Here is an 18,051-nt window from a genome sequence, read left to right on the forward strand (position 1 = left end):
ATCCTCGATGAACTGGGTTATCTGCCCTTCGCCCAGACCGGCGGACAGCTCCTGTTCCACCTGATCAGCAAACTCTACGAACGCACATCCATCATCGTCACAACCAACCTGGCCTTCGGCGAATGGCCCAGCGTCTTCGGCGATGCCAAAATGACAACCGCGTTGCTCGACCGGCTTACGCACCACTGCGAGATCGTCGAAACCGGAAACGAAAGCTGGCGCTTCAAGAACCGCGCATAGCGCCAACCCGAAACACCGCAGGCCCGCCGCCGCTGCGCTATGTGAGGGCTACGCAGCGCCGAGCCTGCTCAGCACAAGGGGGTCAATATTGGACGCCGATAGGGGGTCAAACTTCAATGCCGATCGCGCTGCGCCTTTCGCAGCGAGGTCCGAGGAAATGGACAGGTGTCAGCCGGGACGCGGGCGCCGATCCTGGTCGAGGCGCGGGCCAATGCGCGATGGTCTCTGGATTTCGTCCATGACCAGTTCGCAAATGGTCAGCGCTTCCGGGTCCTCAACATTGTCGACGACGTCACCCGGGAGTGCCTCGCTGCGATCCGTTCGCCATTGGCCTTGAACCGATGGCGGCTCAATGGCTCACCCTCGATCTCGGGCCGCCGGGTCGCGCGTGAACTGACGATCCTGATCGAGCGTCGCGGACGGCCCGGCATGATTGTCAGCGACAACGGCACGGAGCTAACTTCGAACGCCATCCTGAAGTGGTGTTCCGAGCACAAGGTAGAATGGCATTACATCGCGCAAGGCAAACCGATGCAGAACGGTTTCGTAGAAAGCTTCAATGGCCGCATGCGCGATGAACTGCTCAACGAGACCATTTTTCGCAACCTGGCTCACGCGCGAGCCGTGATCGCGGCCTGGGCCACCGACTACAACACCGAACGCCCGCATTCGGCTTTGGACTACCAGACCCCGGCTGCCTATGCACGGACCCTAACGACCGCAATCGCCCGTCCCGCTGCGCGAGATGAAAGCTCCGCGCGCCGGGCGATTGCTAAACCTGTGCCAATCGGCGTAAACACCAACCGGGCTCAAGTCGCGGCTGGATGAAAGTTCAGTGGCAGGTCAACGGCGTCATGACGCCTGGTAGAGGCTGCGGTCGCCAGAACGGATTATGCATAGATGATCAGAAGGACGGCATTTATTCCAATGGCGGATCGTTGTATCAGTCTCACTGATGCGGTTTGCTGGGGCAGAGCGGTGAAGTCGGAAAGGTAATGGCGTGGTAGCGGAACTGGCCGGAGAGGATGAGGGCCCGGTACGGCGCATGAGGCGGGGAGGTATCACTCAAAGCCAAGGCCACCTCTCTATCTGGATCTGGCTCTTCATCATTGGGCTGATCATCCCGCTTTTCGTATATGTCGGTCCCCTGCGTTTGTCCGTCTATCGGCTGGTGCTGCTCATCGCGTTCTTCCCGGCAGTATTCTTCTGGTTGAGCGGTCGGTCGGGGCGTATCCGGCTGCCGGATATCTGTGTGGTGGCTATCTGTCTCTGGTCATCGCTCTCATTCACCGTCGTGCACGGTATGGGCGAGATGTACCAGACGATCGGCATATTCTGGGTCGAGACGCTAGGAGCCTACCTTCTGGGACGTTGTTACATACGCACACCAGAAGCGCTTTATTCAATGGTCCGGTTGTTTTTCATTTTGGGGATCGTGATGGTTCCCTTTGCCATCTACCAGACCATAACTGCCGAGAATATCATTCTTACCTTTTTCTCAAAGATCGGGCCGACATATTGGGATAATCAAATGAGGCCGCGGTTAGGCCTCAATCGGGTTCAGGGGCCGTTCGCACATCAGATCCATTTTGGTGTATTCTTCCTGTGTCTGAGCGGGCTCATCTATTATGTTCTGGGCTACGGGCTACGCTGGGCGGCGCGTATGGGCCGGATGTTGTTGATCGCGCTCTTGGGGGCAACATCCATGTCCTCGGGGCCACTGGTGGCTCTGATGGCGCAGCTCAACATGATCATCTGGGACGGGATGATGACATCCTACAGACAGCGTTGGCACATACTTGCCGGGCTCTCGGCGGCGGGATTCGTTGTGGTAGACATGATCTCGAATCGCACGCCGTTTCACGTCGTGATCGAGTATCTCGCCTTCAGCAAGGATACGGCCTATAATCGTATCCGTATCTGGCAATTCGGCCTCGACAATATTTTCGCCCATCCCTTGTTCGGAAATGGGTTCAACGATTGGACGCGCCCCTACTGGATGTCCGACAGCATGGACATGTTCTGGATTGTCGGCGCAGTCCGGCATGGCATCCCGGTCTGGATTCTATGGCTGGTGCTCTTTTTCCTGATCTTCTTGCCAGTCGCCTATCGACGCGGCCTGAGCGACCGGGTGAGTTGGTATCGCACAGGATATCTCATCACGATGTTCGGCCTGTTCATGGCAGGCTGGACGGTGCACTACTGGGATGCTACTTATGTTCTGTTTATGTTTCTGCTGGCCAGTGGAGTATGGATTCTCGACTGGGATGAGACGACCGAACGTCAAGAAGGTGCGACGGATAACGCCTTCCAAGATGCACGATCTGTCGGGTATACTCGTTTCCCGTCATCGCGAACGGGCGAGAAAGCCGGCAAGGACAAGCTCAGTGCGTTGAGCGAAAGCGCTTCAATCGGTTCAGAAATAGGCGACCCCAGCTTTTTGCGACAAGGGGACGTGCTGCGAGAGATGCCCGGATCAGGGTTTCGCCTCGGCGCGGATATCCAAGCCGTCCCATTGTGATCCCCAAACGGGCCCAACGATCGGCCTGAACCGTCGCGGGTATACCGCTGCGCTTGAGCTTGTTGGAAATGATCAACTGGCTGTAGGGAGCCTTACGCGACAGCGTGGAGATACTATCCTTCTGAATATACGTGTTGACCAGCGGCTCATCGACGAAAGCAAAGCTTCCCAGTGTGGCAAGACGCGACGCGAAATCCCAATCAACGCTGTTATAAAGGCGCTCATCAAAGCCCTTGGCGCGCAGAAACGCATCTTTCCTACAGACGATCGTCTGGGTGCTGACAAAATTCGTCCGCGCCAGCGCAAGTCGCATATCGCCGGAAACCTCCTCGATCTCTGGCCCTGGTACGCATACGATGCGCCGCTTTCCTCGCACGTAATCGGGGTCGCGACCATACACGATCTTTATGCAGTAGACGCAGACACAGTCGTCCGGCGCTGCAGAAAGCTCCTGCATCTGCCGCGAGAGCTTGCCGTGGAGCCATTCGTCATCACTGTCTTGGAAGGCGATGACATCACCTCGCGCCGCGTAGCCGCCAGTGTTGAGAGCGCCCGCAAAACCCTTATTGTGGTCATGCAAAATCACCCGCAAGCGGGGGTCTTCGAAACGTGACAGGACCTCGGCTGTGTCATCGCTGGATGCATCGTCCACAATGATCAACTCAAGATCAGTGTAGTCCTGTGATAACACGCTCTTGATCGCGCGTGGCAATGTTGTGGCACGATTATAGGTCGGGATAACGACAGAAACAGAAGGGACATGGTTTTCTCTCAAATTTATCTCCAGACCTTGGTCACGCTTTTGACGTGTCATTACGTATATGCGCGAATAAAACGCTTGAGTTGTATCTTAATGTTATTTTTCGCATTTACATACGGGATATATAAGAAATCAAATGTATACGACACCCAGTAGACCAAGGCTGCCAAATTTTTGCTCGCCATGCTAATTTTCAGAGCCCTTGGGGCCATTAAAAATCTGGAGATATGGCTTGTTTGCGCCAGCTCGGTTGCAAACTTGAGTACTGGAAGTCTGCGACGACAGATGTCTTCGACTTCACTTTTATCTGGATACTCGAAATCGGAATATGCCTCGAGAATGTGTTCATCGTTTGAAATCGCCCAGTACCTGCCAGTATGGCCAATTCCATACAAAAGGGAAAGCCCAGTCATATTTTCATTTCCTTCAGAAACTCCACCCATTCTGTATTCTACAAGTGGCTCTTCAATGAAGTGAATCTCGCCGAGAAGCGTTGCACGGAATGCCATAATGCGATCTTCGGTCTTGGCCCCTCCCAAAGGGCCAAACTTGTCAAAAATTTCCTTATCGAGACCGACGGTCGCGCCCAAAGCGCAGGTTCTGTATTTCACAAGAGTAAGAGGTGTCGGCGACTCGATGATCCGTGGATTGGGACGCCGCATTCCAAATTTCACACGATCCTTGGTCACACGATAAGCAATGGAGTGGATCAGCTTGATGGAGCGGCTTGACTCAATCCAGACTTTCGCATGCTTTTCAGCACGTTTCGGTAACGAAACATCATCTCCAGCATTGATCAGAACATACCCACCCGTGGCAATCTCCATGACCCGGTCGATATGGGGCACCATGCCGAGATTCGGCTCGTTGCGGTTTAGGACCACCCTGTGCGGCCCGTCATAGGCTGCGGCCATTTCCTGCATGATCTCATATGTGCGATCCGGGGAACAATCATCCGACAGGATGATTTCCAGCGGCTCGTAGGTCTGCGCGAAGGCGCCTTCTATGGCTTCGCGGATGTACCGCTCCTGATTGTAGGCGATCACCGCGAAGGTTACGAGCGGGCGTCCTGTCGTCTCGGTCATGATCCCTCTTTCACCGGCCAGCCAACGAACTCATAGATCCGCGCCATCCTTGAGACAAGCCGCCCGTGCGGTCTGATCTTGGTGAGCAAGATATGTCCGCCGACAAAGGCGGTCACAAGCCCCAGTACCACCCCCGCCGCCGCCCCGGCCAGCGGCAGCGTGAGCGACAGCGCCAGCAACCCCAGCGCCAGCATGGCGTGGGCTCCCGCCAGTTGCAGCGACAGCCCTTCCCAACGGAATCCGTGCAGGCGGCGCACGAGAACGGTCACCACCGCGAAATGGATTACGTAGGCCAGCAGAAAGGCCACGCCTGCCACCTCGAGCCCCAGCACGGGTAGGCCGAACCAGATCATCGATAAAAACAACGCGTTGAACATCAACTGCCGGATCAGAAATATACCCGACCGCGCCGCCGCCACGAAGGCAAAGCCCAGCGCCCATGAGGCCAACTTGAACACATTGCCCACCATCTGCCATTGCAGTAGCATCGCAGCCTGATCAAATTCAGCGGAGTAAAGCAGCCAGATTAGCCAAGGCGCGCAACCGATCATCACCAGCAGAAGCGGCCCGCCAAGCGCCAACGCCAGTTGCATCTGATCGTTCATCAGCGCGTTCGCCGCGTCGCGGTCCCCGATCACCTCGGTCAGGCGCGGAAAATAATCGGCTCCCATCGCCTGTAGCAGGAAGCTCGCATAGATCATAGTCACGCTCCAGGCCGCCGCAAACTGTCCGGCCGCATCAAGACCCAGATCCTGCGTAATGCGCGCGCGCACCAGCAAAAGTGTGACGGTCGTGGCCAGTGCCCCCAGCATGAAGACCACCCCCAGCTTGACCATCGGCCGCCAGGCCTGCCAGATCTTGCGCGGCGTCATCGGCGAGGTGGAAGGGCGCGGCAAGCGGCTTGTGTAGCGCCAGGCGACAAGGGCGCTGGCCGCGGGCGGCAGCAGGACCAGCCAGATCAGCCCGGCCTGCCCGTAGATCCAGACCGCCACCAGCCCACCCGCGCTGCCCACGGCGGTGCTGTAGATCGTCACCCGCCCTAGGTCGGCGATCCGCCGCAGCCCCTGCAAGAGCGCCGTCTGCGACCCCGCCACCAGAAACAGGAAGACGGCCACGCCGACAAGGCCCACTTCCATGCTGTGATCGATACTGCCCAGCAGCCAGCGCGACAGCGCCTCGCGCGCCAGCCAGATCAGGCTCATGGCGGCGGCCCCCTGTAACAGCAGCGCGCCGAACAGCACCCGACGCACCCGCGACAGCACCGCCTCCTCGTCTTTGGCGCTAGAGATTTCACGTACGCCGCTCATCCCCAGCCCCAGTCCCGCACCCATGGACGCCATCTCGCGCAGGTTGTTAAAAACGCTGAGCAGGCCGATCCCCGCGGGCCCCAGCAAAATTGCCACCAGCTTGGCCCTAAGAACGGTGATTACGATCCGCACCGCCTGCGCGCTGCCGATGATCACCATGGATTTCAGGAGGTCGCGCGCGGACATCCGATCACATACCGACGGAGCGTGAGCTCACCACGGTCGGAACCATTCCAACAGCAGAGGGCTCCGAATGTATTATTTCAAACCCACACCGTTTCAGAATATCCTCCATCCCTTCCCGGGACGCATAATAGGCATACTTTCCCAGAGTATCGCCGGTGACGCCCTTCTCCCGCCATCTTGCTTCCCTCAAGGGGCAGCCGATTAGTACCACATTCCTTACCTTGCTATCTGCTATGCTCCGGAAAAGAGGTTCGATATCAGCCCGAAGATGGTAAAGAACACGGCTGATCAGAACAGTGTCAAAACAATCGAGGATTTCAAGACTTTTCATTATATCGACATTCATGAACTCACAATCCTCAACCGTAACTCCCATATCTCGCCAACTTTCTCTCAGCGACAGGGCTTCCTCGAATTGCAGTGACATCAACTCGATGCCACAAACTCGCTTGCCGTCCCGCGCCAAAGTAAGGCTTTGCGTACCATCCGCAGAACCAATCTCAAGAATATTTTTCCCAGGTACGATCTTAGAGATCCTGACATATCGTTCTGGAACAATGCCCTTCCTGATCTCTCCACGGTTTTCCCTGTAATAGCTCTGGAAGCCCGCATTGACGACCTCGTTTCCATTCGGATCGTAGAATACGACACCATCTTGATTATAGGTATCGCCCCTGTTTTTTAGAAGCACTTTCCTGGCGAAATCCTTCAGAAGCTTTCGATATTCCGGCATCATGCCTCTCCATATTAAAGGTTAAGATATTTCACCACCAAGAGAAATTTTTTTCCAAAAGCTTCCAATGAGCATTAGTTCTGTTCCAATCCACCCCTTTCAGAAGTGGATCAGATATGATCCTAGCCTCGCGCATGAAAAAATTGATGAATATAGCCACCTGATAGTCTTTCGGACGGGGTTCCACAATCGCCGCCGAGACCGCCTCTTGAAAGTCGCAACGCAGGTCACCGGAATAGAATTCATCTAAAATGAGAAGATCGCGGCGTTCAAAAATCTCGTTAAGCGCCAAGTTGTTCAGATCGTAAAGGCACGGCAGGCTCAACCCTGCATCGTCTAGATCTACGAGCCACACCTTCTCATCAAAGAGCAGATTTGCGACATTGAAATCCATATGGGACTTGATAAAATGATATCGTTCTGAAACGTCCCTGACGCAATCGTGATAGCTGGCATACTTTTTCTGTATATCAGGCGTTAAGTGGTTTTTTACCTCATCATAACAACGCATGATCAATTCAGGCTGCGGCGGTTCCTTGTGTTCTTTGATATACCTTGTGTATGCTCGGCATATCTTGTGTAACGCCTGCATCTTCCTGTCTTTTGGCAGCAGCCCGAGAGGGGGTGCCGTAACAAAACTTTCTTGACGAAACAGTCCCGCAGGGGTTTCAATAAGCCTTGCCTCCGGCTTCTCGAAGTATCTGTAGAGCGCTATATTCATCTGGGAATTGTGCGAATCCCACTCTTTTCGGGTCGTTGTGGTAAGTACTTTGCTGTTTTCAATATCGAAAAACTTTATATGCCCCGTTCTGGAAATATAAAGCGCAGAAGCCTGCGACATCTTTTTGCCGCCAGACACATACATGTATTGTGCGCCACTTACGTTCTTGATTATTGATTTTACTATTCTTTTAATCCCCTTGGATATTGAGGCGCTCTTCTGGAGATAAACTTCGGCAAAACTGTCGACATGGTCATTTTTGGAATTGACGAGAACCACAAACCTTTCATTGACTTTCCATATGCCATTTTTCATCAAAAACCGGTAAGGGCGCGTGCGAAATTTGATTTTCAGGCGCTTTTTTATGAATTGCAGATCCAAGTCAGCCCCCTGTCGACAGCGCCTGACATATAGATTTCATGTCCACCCCTTCCAGATGCGGTCCGATCGGCAGGCTCAGCACTTCATCCGCCAGTTGCCGCGCCAAAGGCAATGCTTCGGGCGCCAGCTTCAGCCCGGCATAGGCCGCCTGCATATGCGGCGGTATGGGGTAATGGATCAGCGTACCCACCCCTGCCTCGGTCAGCCGGGCCTGCAACGCATCGCGCGACGGGCTGCGCACCACGTAAAGATGCCAGGCCGGTTCCGCCCAGGCTGGCACATGCGGCAGGATCACTTCCGCATCCCCCAGCCCCGCCGCATAGGTTCGTGCTACTGCACGCCTCCGGTCGGTCCAAGCGTCTAGGTGAGCGAGTTTCACCCGCAGCACGGCGGCTTGGATGGGGTCAAGACGCGAATTCACCCCCTGCACTTCGTTGATGTATTTCACCCGACTGCCGTAATTGCGCAGCACCCGTACCCGGTCGGCCAGATCGGCGTGGCGGGTGGTCACCGCGCCGCCATCTCCCAGTGCGCCCAAGTTTTTGCCGGGATAGAAGCTCCAGCATACGATATCGCCATGCGCGCCGATGCGCCGGCCCCTGTAGCGCGCGCCATGGGCCTGTGCGGCATCTTCAACCACGGTCAGACCATGGGCGCTGGCGATCTCCAGGATCGGGTCCATGTCGGCCGGTTGGCCATAGAGATGCACGGGCAAGAGCGCACGGGTGCGCGACGTAATCGCGGCGGCAATGCGGGCGGGGTCGATATTGTGGGTGGCGGGATCGGGTTCCACGGGCACGGGTGTGGCCCCCACGGCCGAAACCGCCAGCCAGGTTGCAATATAGGTGTTCGAAGGCACGATCACCTCGTCCCCCGGTCCGATGTCGAGTGCGCGCAGCGCGAGAATCAGCGCATCCAGCCCATTGGCCAGCCCCACCGCGTGATCCGCGCCGCAATAGGCCGCCCATTCGGCCTCGAATGCTTCCACCTCTGGGCCGAGGATATACCAGCCGCTGTCCAGCACTCGCGCCACGGCGGCGTCGATGTCGGTCTTGAGTTCGCGATAGGCCGCGCCAAGGTCGAGAAAGGGGATCATGAATGCGCCTTATGTCGGGCAGAGGTAAAATCGTCATAGGTCCGCAGGTAATCGGCCGCGTCATAGCCATGCGAGGCAAAGACCAGCAGTACCGCATCGCGCGAATAGCGGTATTGCGTACCCCAGATCATCGGCGGCATGTAAACCCCCAGGTCAGGCCGGTCCAGCGTGACCTCGCAGCGCCGGTCGCCATCGTCAAGCAGCACCCGGCACGATCCATGAACGCAGATCAGGAACTGGTGACATTGCCGATGGGCATGTTCGCCGCGCAATTCGCTCGACGGCACATCAAACACCAGGAAATAGCGTGCGGGTGCGAAGGGCAGTTCCTTGGCCACCTCACCCACCGTCAGCCCGCCACGCGCGTCAACAACCCGGCGCATCAGGTACATTGCGCCGTCACCCACACCCAGATCAATCACCGCCGGTGCGGTCATGCCGGTGAAATCGGAATGATCCTTGTTGGTGATGGTCGGGCGCGATCCGGATTCGGGATCACTGCAATAGCCCACGACCTGCGCGGGATTGCCTTCGACAATCGCATTGGGCGGCACCGAGCGAAGCACCACCGCACCGGCGCGCACCAGCGCGCCCTGCCCGATTTCAACGCCCCCGCCGATGACCGCCGCCGCTTCGATGATGGCGCTGCCGCGCACCAATATGGGCCGGGTGACATCTTCGACGAACACCACCCTCGGGCCAAGGCGTACGCCCGCCTCAATGGTTACGTTCGCCGGGATGATGCAATCTTCGGCTCCCGTCATGCCGCCTGCCCCTGCAATATCCTCATGAACTCGTCCCTGTTCTTGCGGAAATCTTCACGGCTCAGCGTAAAGTATAGGTTCTCGGTGTCCTGCCCAGCCTCGCTCATACCGAAGCGGCGGTAGAAGGCGATGGCGCGGGCATTGGCGCGGCGCACGTCAAGGACCACGCGTTGCAGGCCCAGCCCCTCGAAACCCACGCAAAAGGACAAGAGCGCGCTTTCCAGCGCCGCTCTGGGCGGTTTGTCCGCATTCAGAATCCAGCTGCCCCATGTGAAACAATCGCCCTCTATGTCATAGAGCCGCACAACCCCACAAGGTCGCCCGTTATCGCGACGTTCGATGATATAATAATATTCTTCGCCAGCCGCTTCGCGTGCCTTGTAAGCATGGATCCATGCTCGCTGGTCTTCTATCGTTCCTGTCACTCGGGAAAGATGCTGATTGTAGGCGGGATCGGTGCGCAGCCCATAGATGAACGCGGCATCCTCCGGTGTCACCAGACGGAGCCCGAGACGCTGTCCGAAAAGTTCGGGTTTCACATCCATATCTCTACCCAACGCCCTGTCCATCAGGCGCGCACGGTAAGCTTGAAACCCGGCCAAGACAATCGCTGTTTCTGCCTGCTGCATTCAACGGGTTCACGCAGAGACGGCCCCGCGTGAACAAGCCGGTTGAGAGCAGGAACGGCTCGGTGATAAGAGCGGTTCAGCGTGAGAAGTATTTTATTGTCTGTCTCAGGATGCGTCATGTCATACGAAACTTCGACCCTCCCTGAGTTTTCCATCATCATCATCAGCTATAACACAAGAGACATGACGCTGGCCTGCCTGTCTTCCGTCTACGCGCAGACAAAAGGTGATTTCGAGATCGTGGTGCTGGACAACGCCTCAACCGACGGGTCGGCAGAGGCGATCCGGCAAGATTTTCCCGAGGTGACGCTGGTGGCTGAAAGCGTCAATCACGGGTTCGGCCCGGCCCATCATGTGGCCCTGCCTTACTGCCGGTCCCCGTGGCTATTGCTACTTAACCCCGATACCGTGGTGCTCGACGGGGCGCTGGACAGGCTCATGGCCTTCCGCGATCAACGCCCCGAGGCCGGCATCTGGGGCGGACGGACGCTCTATGCAGACGGGCGTTTGAATCCGTCCTCATGCTGGCATCGTCAAACGCCCTGGTCACTTTTCTGCCGCGCATCTGGCCTGGCTGTAATCTTTCGGAACTCCAGTTTCTTCAATGTGGAAGCTTATGGCGGCTGGCGTCGAGATGATGTGCGCGACGTCGATATCGTCACTGGCTGTTTATTCCTGATTTCTCGCGAGACTTGGGACCGATTGGGCGGTTTCGATCCTGTTTTTACAATGTATGGTGAGGAGGCCGACTTGTGCTTGCGTGCCCGCGATATTGGAGTGCGCCCGGCTATAACGCCGGAGGCAACGATCATCCATTATGGCGGTGCGTCGGAGAAAGCGCGCTCGGACAAGCTGGTGCGTATTTTGCGCGCCAAGGCCGAACTCATAAAGCGACACTTTTCTCCCTCCACGCTCAGGTTGGGTCTGTTTTTGCTCAAACTCTGGCCCTTGTCCCGTCATCTGGCGTTGTCCGTTATCATCTCTCTGCCCCGCATGGACCGTTTCCACGACACGGCTCTGGCATGGCGCAATGTCTGGAAGCGCAGGGCGGAATGGTGCGATGGTTTCTGATCGATCCGCAGAAGGAAGCGCGCCTGTCATGCACATTCCCCGGCCCGGCAAGCCCCTGCGTCGCATTGCACGGGGAGATCTCTGCGCTGGTTGCGGGGCCTGCGCCGGGGTCTTTCCCGACAAGCTGGCAATGGCCGCATCGCCTCCAGGATTTCTGCGCCCAAAAGAGATCGCGCCGCTAAATGCAGTCGAGGAGGAAAAATTCGCCCGCTTTTGCCCTGCACTCAGCCAGGTCGTCGAAGCCGGGGAACGCACCAATCATATCCTCTGGGGGCCTTATCTCGAAATGCATACCGGCTGGTCCACCGATCCCGAACTGCGTTTTGCCGGGGCGTCGGGCGGGGCGCTGTCGGGGCTGCTCGTCCACCTGCTCGAAAGCGGAGAGGTCGACGCCGTGGTGCAGATCGCCGCTGACCCCGAAAACCCGATCGCCAACCGCACGGTGGTTAGCCAGAGTCGCGCGGATATCCTTGCCGCAGCCGGATCGCGCTATGCGCCCTCGGCGCCGCTGGCGCGATTGCACGAATTCGTGGCGTCCGGGCGGCGTCATGCCTTTGTCGGCAAGCCCTGCGATGTGGTGGCGCTGCGGGTGCTGGCCGAGGAGCGACCCGAGATCGCCGCGGCCTTCCCGGTGATGCTTTCTTTCTTCTGCGCAGGAGTGCCCTCGGAGACCGGCGCGCGTGCGATACTGACCGCAATCGGAGCCAAGCCGGAAAAGGTCGCGCAGTTCCGCTATCGGGGTCAGGGATGGCCGGGCCGGGCAACCGCCACGCTTCAGGACGGCAGTGAGCGCTCGATGAGCTATCACGACAGTTGGGGCGGCATTCTCTCGAAACATGTCCAGCACCGTTGCAAGATCTGCGCCGACGGTGCCGGCAAGGCCGCCGACATCGTTTGCGCGGACGCCTGGGAAAGCGACGCCGCCGGCTATCCGGTCTTCGACGAGGCGGAGGGGGTCAGCCTGATCGTCAGCCGGACGGCGCTCGGCGCGCGGCTCCTGGAGGCCACCGTGGCCGCGGGGCGGATCAGGACCGCACCCTTCGACGTGGCGCAGCTTGCCGCGATCCAGCCGGGGCAGCGGGAGCGCCGGCGGGCCCTGCTGGCGCGCCTGGCGGCCCTGCGCCTCGCCGGGCGTCCCATACCGCGGTACCGGGGCCTGCAACTCTGGCGCGCCGCGCGGCAGAACCCCGTCTCCCGCAATCTCAGGAACTTCCTGGGCATGCTGCGCCGGGTGCTCCGGCAGCGGACCTCGGGGCGGGGGTAAGCGCGGCAAAGATCGTCACTCCGCTCTTACCGGCCTTGCGGGATTGTGCTAACCGGTTCAGGAACAATCTTTTCTCCGGTCTTTTCAGGATGTCTTTGTGCTCACGATCGCCTTGATCATGCATTCCGCCAGCAACGACAACATGGGCGTCGGGGCGCTGAGCGTGTCGGAAGTCGCGATCCTGCGGCGGATCGCCAAGGCGCGCGGCATCCCCATCCGCATCAAGGTCATCGACAGCATCTCCGAACGCCCCCCCTACGTCACCGGCGAGGATGTCTCGATCCGGACAACCCGCCCCCTGCGCAAGCCGCTGGATTTCTTCCGCGCCATACGCGACAGCGACATGGTGATCGATATCGGCGGCGGGGACAGTTTCGCCGATATCTATGGCCGGCGCCGCCTCACGCAGATGTTCCTGATGAAATATCTGACGCATCTGGCGCGCCGGCCGCTCGTGCTCGCCCCCCAGACGTTTGGCCCGTTCAGGCGCAGGCTCTCGACCTTCCTCGCCCGTCAGACCATCCGGCTCAGCGCCATCGCCACCACGAGAGACAGCCTGTCCACCGCCTGCCTGCGCGACATGGGCATCAAGGGAGAGATCATCGAGGCCTCCGACGTGGCGCTGCGCCTGCCTTACGAGCCGCCCCCCGCGCGGCCTGAGGGCGGGCCTGTCAGGATCGGCGTCAACGTTTCCGGCCTGCTGATGAGCGGCGGCTATACCCGCAACAACATGTTCGGGCTCAAGATGGATTATCCGCAACTGATGCGCGACATCCTGCAACGTTTCGAGGATCACCCCGAGCCATGCGAGATACATCTCGTGCCACATGTGATCTCATGGACGCACGACAGTCTCGAGGATGACTACGCCGCGAGCGTCAGGCTGAGCGAGGAATTCCCCTCCGTCACGGTCGCTCCGGCCTTCACCTCGCCCTCGGAGGCCAAGAGCTATATTGCGGGCATGGATTTCTTCGTGGGCGCAAGGATGCATGCCTGTGTCGCGGCCTTCTCCTCGGGGACGCCTGTGGTGCCGATGGCCTATAGCCGCAAATTCGCGGGGCTCTTCGGGGCCTTGGGCTATGACGAGACCGTGGACTGCACCACCCAGAGCGCCGAAGATATCCTGGCGCGCATCTTCGACGCCTTTGAGCGCCGCTCGGAGCTGGCGCAGGCGCAGAAGGCGGCGCTTGGGACCGGGCTGGAGAAACTGGCCCGATACGAGGCGGCGCTTGGCGATCTGATGGAGAAGCTGAACAACAAGAGTTGATGTCGGCGTCAAAAATTGCCATGAGTTTGGTTCTTGTCGGGCCGTTCCCGGCAGATTGTAATATATGTCGTTTATTGCGAGTATTGTCATCCGAGGAAGTACCGACATGCGGTCACCCCCGAAACTCATGGTCGTGGCGTCCGCCGGGGGACATTGGGTGCAGTTGATGCGGCTGCGCAAGGCCTGGGACGGGTTGGACGTCGTCTACATGACCACCGAGCCCGGCCTTTGCGACATCGTGAAAACCATGGCCCGGGACGAGGGCGCCCCGTCGCCGAAATTCATATCGGTCACGGATGCGAATCTGACTGAGAAGGCACGCCTCGCCCGTCAGCTTTTCGAAGTGCTTTTCGCCGTGCTCCGGCACCGCCCCGATGTGATCATCACCACGGGCGCCGCGCCCGGTTACTTCGCCCTCCGGTTCGGCAAGCTCATCAAGGCGCGAACCATCTGGGTCGACAGCATGGCCAACGCCGAGAAGCTGTCGAAATCCGGCAAGGAAGTGCGCAAGTATGCCGATCTGTGGCTCACGCAGTGGGAACATCTGGCCCAATCCGACGGGCCGCATTTCATGGGGAGAGTTCTGTGATCTTCCTGACGACCGGCACGCAACTCCCCTTTGACCGGCTGGTCAGGGCCGTGGATGCATGGGCGGAGGCCGCGCAGCCGGGCTGCGAGATTTTCGGACAGGTCCTGTCCCCGCCCGAGGCGCCGTACCGGCCGCGAAACTTCGAGACCAGGACGCGCCTGTCGCCGGCGGAATACGCCGAGATCTTCGAAAAAGCCCGCCTGATCGTTTCGCATGCCGGGATGGGAACGATCCTGACCGCCCTGACGCGGGGCAAACAGATCTGCATCATGCCGCGGCAGGTGAAATACGGGGAGCACAGGAGCGACCACCAGCTTGCAACGGTCGAAAGACTGGGAGCCCATCCAGGCCTTCACAAGGCGCGCGACGAACATGATCTGGCCGGTTGCCTCGACAGGGCCCTGGCGGAAGGCGAGTCCCTGCAGATCGCCACGATCGACCCCTTCGCCGCCGCCGACTTCTCCGACAGGTTGCGCGCGTTCATTCTTTCCACGGAGAAATGACGGCAGGTCTATACGTCGCGCACCCGTATCAGCCACCCCGCGGCCCAGCCGGCCAGGAAGCCCCCCAGGTGGGTCTCCCAGGCGAGGTTGCCGCCCATGGCCCAGTACATGACGATGTTGAGCCCGATGAGCAGGGCGATCACCCGCAGCACCGGCCCCATCCCCTCGCGCATCAGGCGGCGCGCGGTATATTCCCAGCTCGTGAGCACGCCCGCCAGACCGAAGAGCGCGCCGGACGCCCCCACCATCGGCTGCACGGCGTCGGAGAGCGCCGCAAAGCCGGCGGCCCCGCCCAGCAGCGAAAGCGCATAGATCACGGCGAAACGCCACTGCCCCACGCGTTCGATCACCAGCCGCCCCAGTGAGACCAGCGTGATCATGTTGACCAGAAGATGGGTGAAGCCCCCGTGCAGAAAACCGTAGCTGGCGAACATCACCACGGGCTGCGCCGCGTAGTTGGGCCGCCAGTTGTCCAGAAGCCCGCGCCAGAAGCCGCCATACTGATAGGCCAGCCCCCGCCAGCGCGGCGAGCCCCAAAGACCGAAATCGGCCCCCTGCAGCACGGCTTCGACAGTGACACAGATCGCGAGGATGGCGAGCAACACCCAATGACTGGCGAGAAACGCGCGACGCGCAGGCAAGGGGGGGCGGATTTCCATTCTTACTGGATGCGCGAGCGAGGCGGGAATCTCAAGCCAAAGGGGAGGTGGAATGGAAAAAGGCGGCCCCGAAAGGCCGCCTCGCCAGGATCACGGCGCTGACCTGTGGTCAGGCCACGACGTCACGGCGACGACGCCAGCCCATCAGACCCAGAAGCCCAAGCCCGCCGGCCATCAGGGGCAGAGCGGCGGGAAGCGGCACCGGGACGATCGACTTGCTCAGCGTGTAATCGGCGCTGAGCGTGCCGAGGCTGTTGACGGTCACCCCGAACGAGTCCGGGTCAAGCCCGGCCAGCAGGGCGTTGCAGGTTGCCTCGAACACGCCGTAACCACCACAGGGGTCGGTCCCGAGGAACAGATCGAAGGCCAGCCCGGTCAGCTGATCCGTGTTGTCGTTGATCAGGTCGAGCGCAAAGGATTCGATATCCCCCAGGATGCCGGGCCCGGTGATGCCCAGGGCGTACTCGGCCAGGATCACATCGCCCCCGGGCTGCAGCTCGCCGTCGTAATCGAACACGGAATTGAACGGCCCGACCCCGCCCGTGACGCTGACCGTCGCGTCGCCGGTCTCGAACTGGTTCTGCACCAGATCGCCAAAGCTGAGCGGCGCGCCAAGAAGCGGCGTGCCGTAATCGAACGCAAAGACGTCGCCCAGCGGCAGATCGGGGCTGCGCACCGAGCCCTCGAACACCGTGCCAAGCCCGAGGAGAGGAACATCGGGGCTGACATTGATGGTTTGCGACGGCAGCGTCATGGCGGGGGAGCAGAGGGAGCCAAAGCAGATTTCGTCGACTATCACGATCTCGGGCGTCGTGATCGTGACATCCGGCGTCACGTTGAGCGTGCCGAAGCTGAGGCTGGTGCTGAAGATATAGGGCCGCGCTCTCGGCGGCGGCGCGCGATATTCGGCGCGCAGATCGCCCCTGGCCTCGAAGCCGCTTCCACTATTGAGGGATAGAACGCCGCTGGATTCCAAAAGAGCGGTGGGCGGCAATGTGCTGGAGATCGCGGGGCTGGCGGCCAATACCAAGGCGCCGGTGGCGACAAAACGCATGATCGTCATCGTACTACGTATCCTTCCTACAGAACACCGAAACTGGTGGTAACGAAAACGTTACCTCAAAAATGCCGCAATTACAGCACATTTTCGCCATTTCGTGCAACTTCACAAGGCGTAGCCCGAATGCGACAGATCTCCCGCAACGATATATCCTTGGCGCGGGACTGTTTCTTCGAGAGGCCGTTCACTTAGCCAGGCAGTTTGGGCGGACTTTCAGCGTGCAAAGCCAAGCTCGCCAAGCACCGTCAGCAAGAGCGAGAAAGCCGCGAAAAGCCGTCTTGTGTAACAGTGTTATGGAACCATGTTGCTTCGCCGCAGCCAGATACTTCCTGCGTTACGCTCTGGTTTTTCGGGCATCAATTCACCAAGCTGCCTCTGCAATTCATCTCTCATTCGGGTAGCAACGTAGAAAGACGGAAAAAGGACCTCAAAAAAACCTGAAATTATCCAGCCGATCAATGCATTCTGCTCAGAATAATTACGATGCCCCCATTCCAATGGATAATTTTCTGGCAGAAAGATATCGTGCACATGAACAATGGCACCACAAGGAAGACGCGGGAACATGCGATTGAACTGAATATCCACATCCATACCCGGGAGCATTATATGGCTGGAGTCAACGAATAAAATATCGTTTCTGGAAAATTTGTTAATGATGTCAATATCGCCATAGTTTAGAACCCTGGGGATGAAGTTGGCGCCAGTTTCGGCTATCGATCGTCGCGGGACCGGGTCAATACAAGTTAACGTTCCGCTCTTATTCTTCTTCAAAGCTCTCGCTATTACATAGGAAGAGGCTCCGGAGCCAATCTCCAGAACGCGCTGTGGCTGATGCTTCCTAATCATATAATAAGCGACAACAACATCAACAGGGGGGAACATTCCCTCTTCTTCAAACGGAATCGCGCCGTCACCTATTTCTTCTTTCAGATCTCCGATATGGCAAGAAAATTCTGATAATATGTTCGAGAAGTTTTCGACCTTTGATTCGAATAACGCCTCTACCTCGGCATAATCTGGTAAGTTAGCCGGCACAGACGCGACGTGCTTATACTTTGTGAAGAACCCCGACTTTTGAAGCCCAGCACCCGTAAGAAATATCGATCTCTTTTGCGATACCCATTCCTTAAACTTCATCTTCACCACACCTCTAGAGAGTTATAAACCTACCGCCGACTGAAATCAGTTCTTGAGAAGCCGCTTTTGGGTTTC

General features: G+C 58.6%; 17 protein-coding genes and 1 pseudogene. 7 read left to right on the top strand and 11 right to left on the bottom strand.

The annotated features are described in order from the left end of the window. Both D6850_RS17995 and D6850_RS18000 read left to right on the top strand, forming a co-directional pair. Positions 1-240: ATP-binding protein (locus D6850_RS17995; RefSeq protein WP_166434015.1), on the top strand; the 240-nt coding region annotated here is incomplete at its 5' end. Positions 241-408: 168 nt separating this feature from the next. Continuing rightward, positions 409-1,068, top strand: a pseudogene (locus D6850_RS18000) (integrase core domain-containing protein); the annotation flags it as partial. A 1,556-nt stretch (positions 1,069-2,624) separates the two neighbouring features. Here D6850_RS18000 and D6850_RS18005 read toward each other — a convergent pair. The 8 genes from D6850_RS18005 to D6850_RS18040 are packed head-to-tail and all read right to left on the bottom strand — an operon-like array spanning position 2,625 to position 10,423. After that, positions 2,625-3,575: a glycosyltransferase family 2 protein gene (locus D6850_RS18005; RefSeq protein WP_121169011.1), complete on the bottom strand. Its 951-nt coding sequence runs from the start codon at positions 3,573-3,575 to the stop codon at positions 2,625-2,627. Next, complete coding sequence (locus tag D6850_RS18010) at positions 3,575-4,606, bottom strand: glycosyltransferase (protein WP_121169012.1); 1,032 nt, start codon at positions 4,604-4,606, stop codon at positions 3,575-3,577. Before D6850_RS18010 ends, D6850_RS18005 begins: the two co-directional genes overlap by 1 nt. Beyond that, positions 4,603-6,099: an O-antigen translocase gene (locus tag D6850_RS18015; protein ID WP_166434124.1), complete on the bottom strand. Its 1,497-nt coding sequence runs from the start codon at positions 6,097-6,099 to the stop codon at positions 4,603-4,605. The genes D6850_RS18010 and D6850_RS18015 overlap by 4 nt, the downstream gene beginning before the upstream one ends. A gap of 4 nt (positions 6,100-6,103) precedes the next feature. Further along, positions 6,104-6,835, bottom strand: a complete 732-nt coding sequence (locus tag D6850_RS18020; protein ID WP_121169013.1) for a class I SAM-dependent methyltransferase — start codon at positions 6,833-6,835, stop codon at positions 6,104-6,106. A 28-nt stretch (positions 6,836-6,863) separates the two neighbouring features. Further along, positions 6,864-7,934: a hypothetical protein gene (locus tag D6850_RS18025; protein WP_121169014.1), complete on the bottom strand. Its 1,071-nt coding sequence runs from the start codon at positions 7,932-7,934 to the stop codon at positions 6,864-6,866. A gap of 1 nt (position 7,935) precedes the next feature. Then, on the bottom strand, positions 7,936-9,030 hold the full coding sequence (locus tag D6850_RS18030) for a DegT/DnrJ/EryC1/StrS family aminotransferase (protein ID WP_121169015.1): 1,095 nt from the start codon (positions 9,028-9,030) through the stop codon (positions 7,936-7,938). Continuing rightward, positions 9,027-9,794, bottom strand: a complete 768-nt coding sequence (locus D6850_RS18035) for a WxcM-like domain-containing protein (protein WP_121169016.1) — start codon at positions 9,792-9,794, stop codon at positions 9,027-9,029. Before D6850_RS18035 ends, D6850_RS18030 begins: the two co-directional genes overlap by 4 nt. After that, a complete protein-coding gene (locus tag D6850_RS18040; RefSeq protein ID WP_245964254.1) occupies positions 9,791-10,423 on the bottom strand; it encodes a GNAT family N-acetyltransferase in 633 nt (210 codons plus the stop codon). Before D6850_RS18040 ends, D6850_RS18035 begins: the two co-directional genes overlap by 4 nt. Before the next feature lie 117 nt (positions 10,424-10,540). On the opposite strand from D6850_RS18040, the gene D6850_RS18045 reads away from it, so the two are divergent. The 5 genes from D6850_RS18045 (at position 10,541) to D6850_RS18065 (ending at position 15,117) form a co-directional block, all read left to right on the top strand. Beyond that, on the top strand, positions 10,541-11,494 hold the full coding sequence (locus D6850_RS18045; RefSeq protein WP_121169017.1) for a glycosyltransferase family 2 protein: 954 nt from the start codon (positions 10,541-10,543) through the stop codon (positions 11,492-11,494). Between the two features lie 130 nt (positions 11,495-11,624). Beyond that, positions 11,625-12,758, top strand: a complete 1,134-nt coding sequence (locus D6850_RS18050; RefSeq protein ID WP_245964255.1) for a Coenzyme F420 hydrogenase/dehydrogenase, beta subunit C-terminal domain — start codon at positions 11,625-11,627, stop codon at positions 12,756-12,758. Positions 12,759-12,876: 118 nt separating this feature from the next. Further along, positions 12,877-14,025: a polysaccharide pyruvyl transferase family protein gene (locus D6850_RS18055; RefSeq protein WP_121169086.1), complete on the top strand. Its 1,149-nt coding sequence runs from the start codon at positions 12,877-12,879 to the stop codon at positions 14,023-14,025. A 106-nt stretch (positions 14,026-14,131) separates the two neighbouring features. Then, on the top strand, positions 14,132-14,614 hold the full coding sequence (locus tag D6850_RS18060; protein ID WP_121169019.1) for a glycosyltransferase family protein: 483 nt from the start codon (positions 14,132-14,134) through the stop codon (positions 14,612-14,614). Then, a complete protein-coding gene (locus D6850_RS18065; RefSeq protein ID WP_166434125.1) occupies positions 14,611-15,117 on the top strand; it encodes a glycosyltransferase in 507 nt (168 codons plus the stop codon). The genes D6850_RS18060 and D6850_RS18065 overlap by 4 nt, the downstream gene beginning before the upstream one ends. 8 nt (positions 15,118-15,125) lie before the next feature. Here D6850_RS18065 and D6850_RS18070 read toward each other — a convergent pair whose 3' ends face one another. From D6850_RS18070 to D6850_RS18080, 3 genes are all read right to left on the bottom strand, one after another. Beyond that, positions 15,126-15,776, bottom strand: coding sequence for a rhomboid family intramembrane serine protease (locus D6850_RS18070; RefSeq protein ID WP_121169021.1), 651 nt, complete (start codon positions 15,774-15,776; stop codon positions 15,126-15,128). 109 nt (positions 15,777-15,885) lie between these two features. Then, positions 15,886-16,839: a hypothetical protein gene (locus D6850_RS18075; protein WP_121169022.1), complete on the bottom strand. Its 954-nt coding sequence runs from the start codon at positions 16,837-16,839 to the stop codon at positions 15,886-15,888. A 288-nt stretch (positions 16,840-17,127) separates the two neighbouring features. Beyond that, the gene (locus tag D6850_RS18080) at positions 17,128-17,976 is read right to left on the bottom strand and encodes a class I SAM-dependent methyltransferase (RefSeq protein WP_121169023.1); all 849 of its coding nucleotides are present in this window, start codon (positions 17,974-17,976) and stop codon (positions 17,128-17,130) included. Between the last annotated feature and the right edge of the window lie 75 nt (positions 17,977-18,051).

Origin of the sequence: Roseovarius spongiae (assembly GCF_003651245.1) — a bacterium.
Taxonomy (GTDB): domain Bacteria; phylum Pseudomonadota; class Alphaproteobacteria; order Rhodobacterales; family Rhodobacteraceae; genus Roseovarius; species Roseovarius spongiae.

What these genes read in the sequence shown, in the direction of transcription:
- D6850_RS18005 (WP_121169011.1), bottom strand. Translation starts at nt 3,575, where the DNA reads ATGACACGTCAAAAGCGTGACCAAGGTCTGGAGATAAATTTGAGAGAA.
- D6850_RS18010 (WP_121169012.1), bottom strand. Translation starts at nt 4,606, where the DNA reads ATGACCGAGACGACAGGACGCCCGCTCGTAACCTTCGCGGTGATCGCC.
- D6850_RS18015 (WP_166434124.1), bottom strand. Translation starts at nt 6,099, where the DNA reads ATGTCCGCGCGCGACCTCCTGAAATCCATGGTGATCATCGGCAGCGCG.
- D6850_RS18020 (WP_121169013.1), bottom strand. Translation starts at nt 6,835, where the DNA reads ATGATGCCGGAATATCGAAAGCTTCTGAAGGATTTCGCCAGGAAAGTG.
- D6850_RS18030 (WP_121169015.1), bottom strand. Translation starts at nt 9,030, where the DNA reads ATGATCCCCTTTCTCGACCTTGGCGCGGCCTATCGCGAACTCAAGACC.
- D6850_RS18035 (WP_121169016.1), bottom strand. Translation starts at nt 9,794, where the DNA reads ATGACGGGAGCCGAAGATTGCATCATCCCGGCGAACGTAACCATTGAG.
- D6850_RS18040 (WP_245964254.1), bottom strand. Translation starts at nt 10,423, where the DNA reads ATGCAGCAGGCAGAAACAGCGATTGTCTTGGCCGGGTTTCAAGCTTAC.
- D6850_RS18045 (WP_121169017.1), top strand. Translation starts at nt 10,541, where the DNA reads ATGTCATACGAAACTTCGACCCTCCCTGAGTTTTCCATCATCATCATC.
- D6850_RS18050 (WP_245964255.1), top strand. Translation starts at nt 11,625, where the DNA reads ATGGCCGCATCGCCTCCAGGATTTCTGCGCCCAAAAGAGATCGCGCCG.
- D6850_RS18055 (WP_121169086.1), top strand. Translation starts at nt 12,877, where the DNA reads ATGCATTCCGCCAGCAACGACAACATGGGCGTCGGGGCGCTGAGCGTG.
- D6850_RS18060 (WP_121169019.1), top strand. Translation starts at nt 14,132, where the DNA reads ATGCGGTCACCCCCGAAACTCATGGTCGTGGCGTCCGCCGGGGGACAT.
- D6850_RS18070 (WP_121169021.1), bottom strand. Translation starts at nt 15,776, where the DNA reads ATGGAAATCCGCCCCCCCTTGCCTGCGCGTCGCGCGTTTCTCGCCAGT.
- D6850_RS18075 (WP_121169022.1), bottom strand. Translation starts at nt 16,839, where the DNA reads ATGACGATCATGCGTTTTGTCGCCACCGGCGCCTTGGTATTGGCCGCC.
- D6850_RS18080 (WP_121169023.1), bottom strand. Translation starts at nt 17,976, where the DNA reads ATGAAGTTTAAGGAATGGGTATCGCAAAAGAGATCGATATTTCTTACG.